Below are 10939 nucleotides of genomic sequence, written 5' to 3'. Positions count from 1 at the left end.
GCGGCGGCCTGCAGTGGATCGAAACCGCCGGGGCGCGGATTGCGCGGTGGCTGTTCGGGTTCCGGCGACCAGGCGCGGCCCGCCTCCAGGAACCGGGTCCGCGAGGCCTCGTCGAGCTGGGCGCGGGAGGTCTCCGCGCGCGACGGGCTACCGAATTCGCGGCGCGGCGGCTCACTGAAATCGGCGCGGGCGCCAGGGTCGAAATCGGCGCGGGCGCCAGTGTCGAAATCGGCGCGGGCGCCGGGGTCGAAATTCGTGCGAGCGCCGGGATCGCCGAAGTCGGAGCGCCAGGGGTCGGAGAAATCCGGGCGGGCGGTGGCGGCCTCGGCGCGGAAGGGCCGCACCTCGTCGGTGGACTCGTCATCCGGATCGAAGCGGCGGCGGCGCCCGCCCTCGCTGCGCGGCGGCGCGGGAGGCGGTTCGGTGCCGTCGATCTCCGAGAGCGACACATCCGCGGAGAGCGGATCGGGCTTGCGGCGACGACCACTGCGCGGTTGCTCGGGCGCGGGGGCGGAATGCCCGTTCGATGCGGAATAACCGTTCGGTCCGGAGCGGCCGTCGGGGGCACTGCCGTTGGCGGGCGGCCACTCCTGACCACCGGACCGGTTGTACCCGGACGGCTCGGGTAGCGAGGGGGGCGAAGCGGGACGCTCGGGGTCGTAGAACGAGATCGGCCCCGACAGCGGTGAATAGGCGGGGTCCGGATCGGGTACGGAGTACGAGGGGTAGTCCTGCTTCGGCTCCGAATAGGAGGGGTAGGACTCCGACGCCGCGGGTGAATAGTCCGAGTAATCAGGAAAGTTCGAGTAATCAGAATAATTCGAAAGGTTGGAATAGTCCGATTCGGCGGGCGCGGGATCGGGCGCGGACTCGGCCCTGTCTTCGGGAGCCGCATGCGCGGAACCTCCCGGAACCACCGGAATATCCCCGGTCAGATCCGCGACGGAAATGCCGCGCCCACTTCGCCTTCTGCGTCCGCCACCACCGGAGGCGGGCGCACCCTGCTGCCCATTGCGCGCCAGAAGTTCGGCGACGGACAGCTGACTTGCATCCTCGGTCATCGAGACACCGTTTCGATCGGGCCCGGCAGGCCACCGTTCGAGCCACCGGCTATCGGTTCGCTATCCAGGTCGGTATCCAGTTTGCGCAAGATCAGCCCCTCTCGAAGTGCCCAGGGACAAATCTCGAGTGTATCCAGCGACAGAGCCCGCATACTCGCCTCCGCGACCAGCGCACCGGCCACCAATTGCTGCGACCGATCAGAACTCACGCCTTCCAATTCTGCACGGTCGGCGGCCGTCATTCGCGAGATGAACGCAATCAACTGCCGCAAGCCGGAACTCGTGAGGGTACGCCGCACCCGGATTCCCGCGCCAGAGGGGGCGGAGCCGGTCAGCCTGGCTAGCGACCGGAAGGTCTTGGAGGTGCCCACCGCCAGATCCGGACGGCCCACCTCGAGCAGCTGCTTCGTCGGCAGCACCAACTCCGCGTCCAGCCAGTCGCGCAACACTCCGACCCGGCGCTTGCCCGGCGGGTCGTGCCGCAGCCAGTCCCGGGTCAGCCGGCCCGCGCCCAATTGCAGCGACAGCGCGAGATCCGGATTCTCGTCCGCGCCGTTGCTCATCTCCAGCGAGCCGCCGCCGATATCGAGGTTGAGGATGCGCCCCGCACTCCACCCGTACCAGCGGCGCACCGCCAGGAACGTGTGACGGGCCTCGTCGACGCCCTTGAGCACTTCGAGGTTCACCCCGGTCTGCGCGCGTACCCGCGTCAAGACCTCTTCTGAATTGGTGGCCTCGCGCACGGCGGAGGTGGCGAACGCCATCAGCTCCACGCAGCCCGAAGTTCGCGCGATGCTGGCGAATTCACCGACCGTCTCGATCAGTCTCGCGGAGCCCTCGCGCGTGATCCTGCCCTGGTCATCGAGGCTCTCCGAAAGCCGCAACGTGGCCTTCGTCGAGCTCATCGGCATCGGGTGTCCACCACGATGCGCGTCCACCACGAGCAGGTGAACGGTATTGCTTCCCACATCGAGTACACCGAGCCGCACAAGAACACGGTACTGGGTGCGTCACGTCTACAGGCCAGGCGACTGAACTGTTAGCGTTCCGCGGTGTGACAGCAGGCGCATCCGCAAGCAGCCCCACCGGGCTGCGACCAGCGACGAAGATCGACCCGGCTCCCGAGGTGGAACTCGACTTCCCGCGGGAGTGGATCGAGTTCACCGACCCAGCTAATGACGAGCATCTGATCGCCGCCGATCTGACCTGGCTTTTGTCCCGGTGGACCTGCGTATTCGGCACTCCGGCTTGCCAGGGGATCATCGCCGGACGCGAGGACGACGGGTGCTGTTCGCACGGCGCGTTCCTCTCCGACGAGGACGACGGCAAGAAGCTCGCCAAGGCTGTGAAAATGCTCACACCCGCGGACTGGCAGCTGATGGAACTGGCCGAAGACGACAAGGGCCGGGTCCGCAAGAAGCTGTATCTGGAAGAGGACGACCTCGATGACGAACCCGCGTTGCGCACTCGGCGTGTCGACGGCGCGTGCATCTTCCTGAACCGGCCCGGCTTCGAGAACGGCATCGGATGCGCGCTGCACGGCATGGCGTTGCGCAAGGGCCTGGAACCGCTCACGGTCAAGCCGGAGGTCTGCTGGCAGCTGCCGATCCGCCGCACCCAGGACTGGGTGGACCGGCCGGACGGGGTGGAGATCCTGCGGACCGTCATCTCCGAGTACGACCGGCGCGGCTGGGGTCCGGGCGGGCTGGATCTGGAGTGGTACTGCAGCGGTTCGCCGGACGCGCACGTCGGGACCAAGGCAGTGTGGCAGAACTACGCGCCGGAGCTGATCGAGCTGCTGGGCAAACCCGCGTACGACGAGCTGGCCCGGCACTGCCGCCGCCGGGAGGGCCTCGGCATCGTCGCGGTGCACCCTGCGACGACCGCCGCCGCGGCGAAGGCGGAACAGAAAAAATCCCGGTAACTGGGCGATCGTCCAAAAAAGCCCCAGCGACTGACCGGTAACTTTCTGAAAACAGGTAATTTCACACCTGGGCTCCCCTACTGTGCGACAGACCCATCCCCCTCATGGGTCGCAGCACAGGAGAACACATGAGCAACACCCAGTCGGCCCGGCGATACCTCGGCCTCGGCATCGCCGGGCTCGCCGCCGCGACGGGCGCCGTCGCGGTCCTCGCGGCCAACCCCACCCCGGCCAACGCCACCGTGGACCAGATCACGATCTCGGGGTCGGACTTCAAGGTGGGCGGCACCTACACCCTCAACGCCGATCTCAGCGGCGCCTCGTTCGGGCTGCTCGTCTACTGGAAGGACAACGGCCAGGCCATCACCTCGCCGCCGTCCAAGGTGCCGTACCCGCCCCACCACTCCAGCGTCGACTGGACGCCGAAAACGCTCGGCCAGCACGTGATCACCCTCGAACAGGGCAGCAGCAGCAAATCCCTGACGGTGACCGTGGGCGACGGCTCCACCACTCCCCCGACGACGACGCCGCCGACCACGACCGTGCCGCCGACCACCGAACCGCCGGTCACCACCACGCCGCCGACCACCACGGTCCCGCCCACGACCACGGTGCCGCCGACCACCGAGCCGCCCGTGACGACGGTCCCGCCGACCACCGAACCGCCGGTGACCACGACCCCGCCGACGACGAATCCGCCGGTCACCACCACGCCGCCGACCACGACCACCCCGAGTGGCGGTTCGGGCAGCTTCGACGGGCTGCCGTTCGGGCGCTGATCGTCGATTTCCCTTGCGGCACAACAGTTGTCGCAGATCATATCGGCCCGCGGGCAGTGCGGGCAGCAGTACGGCGAGGGGCACGGCGAGATGTCACCCGGGACCCGCCGTGCCCATAAAACCAAGCGGACGCTTGCTTGATTTCCAGGAGAGTTCTATGCGCACCACCACCGCGCGCAGGGCCGGAGCCGGACTCACCGGCTTCGCGGCCCTCGCGACCGCCGCCGTGCTCACGGCGTCCTCGGCGTCGGCCTCGATCGACAGCATCAGCGTCGACGGCTCGAACCACACGGTCGGCACCGAGTACACCGTCTCGGTCACCGTCAGCGGCGCGCCCGCGGGCCTGCTCGTGTACTTCAGCGACAACGGCAACGCCATCGCCGGCCCCAAGGTCCCGCTGCCGCCCGGGCACGCCAGCATCGCGTGGACACCCTCGGACAAGGGACAGCACGTCATCACCGCGTCCCAGGGCAGCTACACGGCCTCCACCATCGTCCAGGTCGAGGACGCACCGCTCGGGTCCGGCAGTTCCAGCAGCGGCAGCGGTTTCGGACCGGCCGGGCCGCTGGGCAGCGGCAGCAGCGGCACCACCCCCGGCAACAAGTAAGCAGGAGCGATCATCATGAGCAGCATCTCCCGCCGGTTCGGCGCGGGCGTGGCGGGTCTCGCCGCCGCCGCGAGCATCGCGGTCCTGGCCGCACCCCAGGCGAGCGCCACCGTCGACTCGGTCTCCATCTCGAGCACGACAGTGCTGATCGGCCAGGAATACACGCTGACGGCCAAGCTCAGCGGCGCGGGCATCGGCCTGCTCGTGTACTGGACCGACAACGATCAGCGCCTCACGGACGTCGGCAAGGTGCCGATGCCGATCGGCGAGTCCACTCTGAAGTGGACGCCCTCGACCGCGGGGCAGCACATCATCGTGGCGTCGCAGGGCGGCAACACCAAGTCGCTGATCGTGAAGGTCGTGGATCCCGCCAACCCCGGCACTCCCGATCCGGGCACCCCGGGCGACGGCGGCGGCACCGGCAGCGCGGGCAAGGCCCTGGGCAGCCTGCTGGGCGGCTCGACCGGCAGCGCAGGCTCCTAGGCCACACCCCGTCCCGGCCCGGCGCCCAGTGCGCGCCGGGCCGGGTCCGCGAAAGTCCGCGCGCACGGCCCGAATTCTCCGGGATCAGCGCCCCCGATTCGGACATCCCCGGCAACGCGGCACACCGGCGCCCACCCGAGCCGGATCCGGCCAGGTGTACCGCAGGTGAATTCCCGCCGGGCGGCACCGCATTCGAATCAGTCTGCGTGGAAGTCTGTTTCGCAGTCCCACCTGCTCGGTGACCTCGATCTGTGAGTAGCCGGAAGTACGCGCGACACCGGATGGCCACTGCGGATTCACCGGAGCATGTTAGACATCGTGCCCATGATCAAGAAATCGCTCACCGTCGCCGCGCTGGCCGCCGGTGTGGTTCTCAGCCTCGCGCCCCACGCCGGCGCCGACAGCACCGATCCCGCCAAGTTCTCCGATCGCACCGCCGATTTCGTGAACTACACCGACGTGAGCGGCGCGCTGGCCGCCAAGGACACCGGCAAGCTGATCATCGTCAGCCCGTACGGCACCAGCCGCACCATCGCGTGCCGCGGCAACGGCCAGGACGTGGCCTGGTACGACTGCAAGCAGCAGGACGACCTGGGCTGGATCAACCTGCAGGAGCAGGATCTGCCGGTCGTCGGCAAGGCGTGGGTCTACACGCTGCAGTCCGACCCCAACGCATAAGACCCTTTCTCAGCGGTCGGGGAGAGAGCAGGCGAACGCCCGCTTCGGAATTCCGAAGCGGGCGTTCGGCTTTCACGCTTCGAGCTTGTAACCCAGGCCGCGGACGGTCACCAGGTGTTCCGGCTTGGCCGGATCGCCCTCGATCTTGGAGCGCAGGCGCTTGACGTGCACGTCCAGGGTCTTGGTGTCACCGACGTAGTCGGCGCCCCAGACGCGGTCGATGAGCTGCCCGCGGGTCAGCACGCGACCGGAGTTGCGCAGCAGGTACTCGAGCAGGTCGAACTCCTTGAGCGGCAGCGTCACCGCCTTGCCGTTCACCTGCACGGTGTGCCGGTCCACGTCCATGCGGACCGGGCCCGCCTCCAGCACGCTGGTCTCGCTGCCGCCGTCCGGCTCGTCGCCGATGCCGCGGCGCAGCACGGCGCGAATGCGGGCGATCAGCTCACGCGAGGAGTACGGCTTGGTGACGTAGTCGTCGGCGCCCAGTTCCAGGCCGACCACCTTGTCGATCTCGCTGTCGCGCGCGGTCACCATGATGACCGGGACGCTGCCCCGCGCACGCAGCTGCTTGCACACGTCGGTGCCGCTCATGCCGGGGAGCATGAGGTCCAGCAGCACGATGTCCGCGCCCGAGCGGTCGAACTCGGACAGGGCCGAGGGTCCGTCACCGACGATGGTGACCTCGAACCCCTCCTTGCGCAGCAGGAACGCGAGCGGATCGGCCAGCGACTCCTCGTCCTCGACGATCAGCACACTCGTCATCGGGTTGCCTCCACACCATTGGTTCTGGCCCGCCCGAGGGGGCGTGTGCCGTTTTCCTTCTTGCCCATCGGTACCCCGGTGGGAAGTCTCTTGTCCCCGCCGCCGAGGTCGGCGGGGTGGGACGGGATGCGCAAAGTGAACGTGGATCCGGTGCCCAATTTGCTCCACAGGGTGATTTCACCGTTGTGGTTGGCGGCTACGTGCTTGACGATAGCCAGCCCGAGTCCGGTACCGCCGGTGGCGCGCGAACGCGCCTTGTCGGCCCGGAAGAATCGTTCGAAGACCCGTTCCTGGTCTTCCTTGCCGATGCCGATGCCGCGATCGGTGACGGCGATGTTCACATAGCCGCCGCGCAGCGCCCGGCTCACCGAGACCTGCGAACCGTCCGAGGAGTACGCGATGGCGTTCTCCACCAGGTTCGACAGGGCGGTGACCAGCAGGGTCTGATCGCCGAGCACCTCGAGCCCGCTGGGCGAATCGGTGCTGACGGTGATGCCCGCGGCCTCGGCGACATTGCGGGAGCGCTCGATGGCCTGGGTGACGATGGTGTCGACGGACACCGCGTCCAGCTCGGGCAGCTTCTCCGCGCCCTGCAGGCGGGACAGCGCGATCAGCTCGGTCACCATCTTGCCCATGCGGCGGGCCTCGCCGTGCAGCCGCTCACCGAAGTGGCGCACCGAATCGGCGTCGTCGGCCGACTCCAGCAATGCCTCAGCCAACAGGCTCATGGCACTGACCGGAGTCTTGAGCTCATGGCTCACATTGGCGACGAAGTCGCGCCGGGTGGCCTCCATGCGGGCCTGCTCGGAATCGTCGTCGGCGAACAGGACCACGAAGTTCGGGTTCTCCTGCGACAACGGGCGGGCGACTCCCCGCACAGCGAGCCGGGCGCGGCCGGGCATCGGGATCTTCGCGGTGAGTTCGAAGTCCACGTCGTGGCCGGTCACCAGGACGCTCTGGACCGCGGACCAGGCACGTTCGTCGAGCAGCCGGTCGTGGACGATGCCCAGTTCCTCGGCACGCGGGTTGACCAGCACGACGTCGCGGTACTGGTCCACGACGGCGATGCCGCTCTCCGAGGCCAGCACGATCAGGTCCAGGACCTGGGACATGGTCAGCCCGGGGTCGGCTGCGGCCCGTCGCTGTTCCTGACGGGCGTTCACATACGGGATGAGCAATCCGCCGACGGCCAGTCCAACTACGGCCGCCAGGACTGCCAGAAGCACGGCCTGTGGAACGCTCACGCTTTGAATCGTACGGTCGCCGACGCGCGGTCAAACCCCGGGTGCTGGAAGTTTCACGCAGGTCACGGGCGCTTCCACGGTTGTTGGCCCGGTGTTCACGCAATGTTCGGCCAGCGTGTCGCGGTGCGGGCGCCGGCGGTGAGCGTTTGCGTGGCAACCATTTTCGCCGGATCGGCCGGGCCCTCGGGGTTGCCCTTCACCAAAGAGTGAGTGTACAGTCACTCACATGACCAAGCGCGGAGCCACCCTCTCCACATCGGATGTTCGCCGGGAGGCGGTGCTCGATGCGGCGGTCACCGAATTCGCCAAGTCCGGCTACCACGGCACGCCGATCAACACCGTCGCCGCGAGTGCGGGGATCTCCCCCGCGTACGTGTTCAAGCTCTTCCCGAGCAAGGTCGAGCTGTTCGTCGGCGCATTGGATCGATGCTTCGAACAGGTCGAGCGCTCGCTCGCCACCGGGGCCGCGCGGACTCCGGACGGCGATCCGGGGCAGATCCTGCACGAAATGGGCGGCGCCTACGCCGAATTGATCGCGGACAAGAGCCTGCTCATGCTGCAGGTGCACGCCCAGTCCGCGGCCGATGTCCCGGAAATCGCCGAGGCCATGCGCCGGGGACTTCAGCGCGTGACCGACTACGCCAAGAACCGCTCGGCCGCCACCGACGAGCAGGTGCAGCACTTCATGGCCTACGGCCAGCTCTGCCACCTGATCACCACGCTCGGCCTCGACGCCGGGGAAGGCCCGTGGGCGTCGATCCTCACCGCCGGGATCCGGCACGTGAAGCCACCCCTCTGAGCTCGTCCCCGGGCATCGGGGTCGCCGAGCGGCGGCCCCCCGGACGCCTCCTTCCGAGGAGGCGTTTCTCTTCCACCACGAGTGATTGACCAGTCACACACCAAGGAGACAATGCCATGTCCACCGACACCGCCACCCCGATCACCGCCCTCGAAATCGTCCTGCCCGGCCGCGTCGAACCGGACGGCGTCCAGGTCGGCCATCGCGAACTGCCGCCGCTGCGGCCGGGACAGGCGCTGGTGCGCATGGAGGCCAGCGGCGTCTCCTTCGCCGAGCAGCAGATGCGGCGCGGCAAGTACTACGACCAGCCGGCCTTCCCCTTCGTCCCGGGCTACGACCTGGTCGGCAAGGTCGTCGAGGTCGGCCCGGACACCGACCCGACCCTGATCGGGCGACGCGTCGCCGCACTGACCAAGATCGGAGGCTGGAGCAGCCACAGCGTCGTCGAGGCGGCCGATCTGATCCCCGTGCCGAACGGTCTGAGCGCCGAGGCCGCCGAAACCTTCGTGGTCAACGGCATCACCGCCTGGCAGATGCTGCATCGCTTCGCGAAAATCCGTGCCGGCCAAACGATTCTGGTGCACGGCGCGAACGGCGGCGTGGGCTCGACGCTGGTGCAGCTGGCCCGGGTCGCCGGGGTTCGGGTGATCGGCACCGCGTCGGCGCGCAATGCCGGGGCGGTCGCGGCCCTGGGCGCGATCCCGGTGGACTACCGGGGCGACGTGCCGGCGCAGGTCCGCGCGATCGCGCCCGAGGGCGTCGACGCGGTGTTCGACCACGTCGGCGGCCCCGGCATCGTGGATTCGTTCCGGCTGCTCGCCCCCGGCGGCACGCTGATGTCCTACGGCACCGCCGCGACCAAGAACGACGAGGGCGATTCGCGCCTGCCCGTGCTGAAGCTCTTCGCCCGGCTGATGTGGTGGAACCTGCTGCCCAACAAGCGTTCCGCGCACTTCTACAACATCTGGGCCGGCAAGCGCCGGATCGCGAAGTTCCGAGAGGAACTCGCCGCGGATCTCGGCGCGGTGTTCGAGCTGGCGGCCCGCGGTGAGCTGCACGCCCAGATCGCGGCGCGAATCCCGCTGAGCGAGGCCGGCCGCGCGCTCGCCCTCGCCGAATCCGGCACCGTCACAGGCAAAGTCGTGCTGGTGCCCGACGCCTCCTGATCAGGACCACCCCCGCAGTTCGCTCGACCGAAACCGATTTCGAAGGAAGCGCCGCCATGCTTGCCAAGCCGTATCTCACCGGACACTACGAGCCCGTCCCGGACGAGTCGACCGCACACGATCTGACCGTGCGCGGCGCGATCCCGCCCGAGCTGAACGGCCGCTACTTCCGCAACGGCCATAATCCGAAACCCGGTGACGTGCCGACGCATTGGTTCAAGGGCGCGGGCATGATCCACGGACTGCGGCTGCGCGAGGGGCGGGCCGAGTGGTACCGGAATCGCTGGGTGAAGACGCCCGCGCTGGACGGCGCGCCCTACGTGCGGGCCGACGGCAGCGTCGACCTGACCGCGAGCGTGGCGGGCACCCACATCATCGAGCACGCCGGGCGCATCCTCGCGCTCCAGGAGGCGAACCTGCCGTTCGAGCTGACTCCCGACCTGGAAACGGTGGGCGCGTACGACTTCGGGGGCAGGCTGAGCACCGCCATGACCGCGCATCCGAAGCAGGATCCGGTGACCGGGGAGCTGGTCTTCTTCGCCTACTCCCCCGTCGCGCCGCATCTGATCTACTACGTCGCCACCGCCGAGGGCGAGATCCGCAGTCAGCAGGTCGTCGAGGGCGCGGGCCCGTCGCTCATGCACGATTTCGCGATCACCGCGAATCATGTGGTGTGGCTCGACATGTCGGTGGTGTTCGATCACGCCGAGACCTCGGGCATCCCCTACCGCTGGAGCGACGACTACCGGCCGCGCATCGGCCTGATGGCGCGCGCCGGCGGCGCGGTCAACTGGTTCGATGTGGAACCCGGTGCGCTGCTGCACGTCTCGAACGCCTACGAGGACGAGGCGGGCCGGGTCTTCGTGGAGGGACCGCGATTCGACCGCTCCGCGTGGGAGACCTCGTGGAAGTGGTGGGTCGGCGCACCCGGGCACCCGAGCACGCCCAACGGCGGTGCGGTGCACCACCGATACGTGCTGGAGCCGAGCGCGGGCCGAGCCCGCGAAACACCGCTGGACACCCTGATCACGGATTTCCCGACGATCAACGAGGACTACCTCGGCCGTCGCAATCGCTACAGCTACGCCGTGGCCTTCCCCGGCGCGGGCCTGGAGGGAATCGGAATCGTCAAGTACGACAACGACACCGGTGCACGTGCGCTCGCACCGACCGGCGCGGGCCGGATTCCGGGCGAGGCGGTCTTCGTCCCGGCAGCCGACACGTCCGGCGAGGACGACGGTTACCTGCTCACCCTCGTCGGCGACGCCGCGTCCGGGCGATCCGAACTCCTGATCCTGGACGCCCACGACTTCACCGCTCCCCCGATCGCGGCGGTTCAGCTTCCTCGCCGCGTGCCCGGCGGCATTCACGGTTCCTGGATCGCGGACCGGGCCTGAATCGCCTGACAGCAGGAATCCGGGGACGCGCGCGGCGCG

The 10939-nt window shown here is 68.6% G+C and carries 11 protein-coding genes and 1 pseudogene; 8 read left to right on the top strand and 4 right to left on the bottom strand.

What is annotated here, in order from left to right; genetic code table 11:
- Window positions 1–1061: pseudogene (locus NJ1_RS39415) on the bottom strand (hypothetical protein); the annotation flags it as partial.
- A complete protein-coding gene (locus NJ1_RS30175) occupies window positions 1058–2050 on the bottom strand; it encodes a Ppx/GppA family phosphatase (RefSeq protein ID WP_067700870.1) in 993 nt (330 codons plus the stop codon). The pseudogene NJ1_RS39415 and the gene NJ1_RS30175, both read right to left, overlap by 4 nt.
- 65 nt (window positions 2051–2115) lie before the next feature.
- Between NJ1_RS30175 and NJ1_RS30170 the strand changes: the two genes are divergently transcribed.
- The 5 genes from NJ1_RS30170 to NJ1_RS30150 all read left to right on the top strand — a co-directional run bounded on the left by NJ1_RS30170 (window position 2116) and on the right by NJ1_RS30150 (window position 5532).
- The gene (locus NJ1_RS30170; protein WP_245717649.1) at window positions 2116–2985 is read left to right on the top strand and encodes a DUF3109 family protein; all 870 of its coding nucleotides are present in this window, start codon (window positions 2116–2118) and stop codon (window positions 2983–2985) included.
- Window positions 2986–3113: 128 nt separating this feature from the next.
- A complete protein-coding gene (locus tag NJ1_RS40035; protein WP_067700867.1) occupies window positions 3114–3764 on the top strand; it encodes a hypothetical protein in 651 nt (216 codons plus the stop codon).
- Between the two features lie 157 nt (window positions 3765–3921).
- Window positions 3922–4371, top strand: coding sequence for a hypothetical protein (locus NJ1_RS30160; protein WP_067700864.1), 450 nt, complete (start codon window positions 3922–3924; stop codon window positions 4369–4371).
- Window positions 4372–4386: 15 nt separating this feature from the next.
- Window positions 4387–4854: a hypothetical protein gene (locus NJ1_RS30155; RefSeq protein ID WP_067700861.1), complete on the top strand. Its 468-nt coding sequence runs from the start codon at window positions 4387–4389 to the stop codon at window positions 4852–4854.
- Between the two features lie 324 nt (window positions 4855–5178).
- Window positions 5179–5532, top strand: a complete 354-nt coding sequence (locus NJ1_RS30150) for a hypothetical protein (protein WP_067700858.1) — start codon at window positions 5179–5181, stop codon at window positions 5530–5532.
- 72 nt (window positions 5533–5604) lie between these two features.
- On the opposite strand, the gene NJ1_RS30145 is transcribed toward NJ1_RS30150, so the two are convergent.
- Both NJ1_RS30145 and NJ1_RS30140 read right to left on the bottom strand, forming a co-directional pair.
- Entirely contained in the window at window positions 5605–6294 is a 690-nt protein-coding gene (locus NJ1_RS30145) for a winged helix-turn-helix domain-containing protein (protein WP_067700855.1), read from the bottom strand.
- Window positions 6291–7538, bottom strand: coding sequence for a sensor histidine kinase (locus NJ1_RS30140; RefSeq protein ID WP_067700852.1), 1248 nt, complete (start codon window positions 7536–7538; stop codon window positions 6291–6293). Before NJ1_RS30140 ends, NJ1_RS30145 begins: the two co-directional genes overlap by 4 nt.
- A 226-nt stretch (window positions 7539–7764) precedes the next feature.
- On the opposite strand from NJ1_RS30140, the gene NJ1_RS30135 reads away from it, so the two are divergent.
- The 3 genes from NJ1_RS30135 (at window position 7765) to NJ1_RS30125 (ending at window position 10900) form a co-directional block, all read left to right on the top strand.
- On the top strand, window positions 7765–8337 hold the full coding sequence (locus tag NJ1_RS30135) for a TetR/AcrR family transcriptional regulator (RefSeq protein ID WP_067700849.1): 573 nt from the start codon (window positions 7765–7767) through the stop codon (window positions 8335–8337).
- Between the two features lie 116 nt (window positions 8338–8453).
- Window positions 8454–9503, top strand: a complete 1050-nt coding sequence (locus tag NJ1_RS30130) for a medium chain dehydrogenase/reductase family protein (protein WP_067700846.1) — start codon at window positions 8454–8456, stop codon at window positions 9501–9503.
- A gap of 56 nt (window positions 9504–9559) precedes the next feature.
- Window positions 9560–10900 (top strand): carotenoid oxygenase family protein, encoded by a 1341-nt coding sequence (locus tag NJ1_RS30125; protein WP_067700843.1) that lies wholly within the window; start codon window positions 9560–9562, stop codon window positions 10898–10900.
- Window positions 10901–10939 lie beyond the last annotated feature (39 nt).

The organism is Nocardia jejuensis NBRC 103114 (genome assembly GCF_001613145.1).
Lineage (GTDB): Bacteria > Actinomycetota > Actinomycetes > Mycobacteriales > Mycobacteriaceae > Nocardia > Nocardia jejuensis.
Note: the sequence above shows the minus strand (reverse complement) of the source record. Positions and strands in the feature narration are given on the sequence as shown.

What these genes read in the sequence shown, in the direction of transcription:
- NJ1_RS40035 (WP_067700867.1), top strand. Translation starts at nt 3,114, where the DNA reads ATGAGCAACACCCAGTCGGCCCGGCGATACCTCGGCCTCGGCATCGCC.
- NJ1_RS30160 (WP_067700864.1), top strand. Translation starts at nt 3,922, where the DNA reads ATGCGCACCACCACCGCGCGCAGGGCCGGAGCCGGACTCACCGGCTTC.
- NJ1_RS30155 (WP_067700861.1), top strand. Translation starts at nt 4,387, where the DNA reads ATGAGCAGCATCTCCCGCCGGTTCGGCGCGGGCGTGGCGGGTCTCGCC.
- NJ1_RS30150 (WP_067700858.1), top strand. Translation starts at nt 5,179, where the DNA reads ATGATCAAGAAATCGCTCACCGTCGCCGCGCTGGCCGCCGGTGTGGTT.
- NJ1_RS30145 (WP_067700855.1), bottom strand. Translation starts at nt 6,294, where the DNA reads ATGACGAGTGTGCTGATCGTCGAGGACGAGGAGTCGCTGGCCGATCCG.
- NJ1_RS30135 (WP_067700849.1), top strand. Translation starts at nt 7,765, where the DNA reads ATGACCAAGCGCGGAGCCACCCTCTCCACATCGGATGTTCGCCGGGAG.
- NJ1_RS30130 (WP_067700846.1), top strand. Translation starts at nt 8,454, where the DNA reads ATGTCCACCGACACCGCCACCCCGATCACCGCCCTCGAAATCGTCCTG.
- NJ1_RS30125 (WP_067700843.1), top strand. Translation starts at nt 9,560, where the DNA reads ATGCTTGCCAAGCCGTATCTCACCGGACACTACGAGCCCGTCCCGGAC.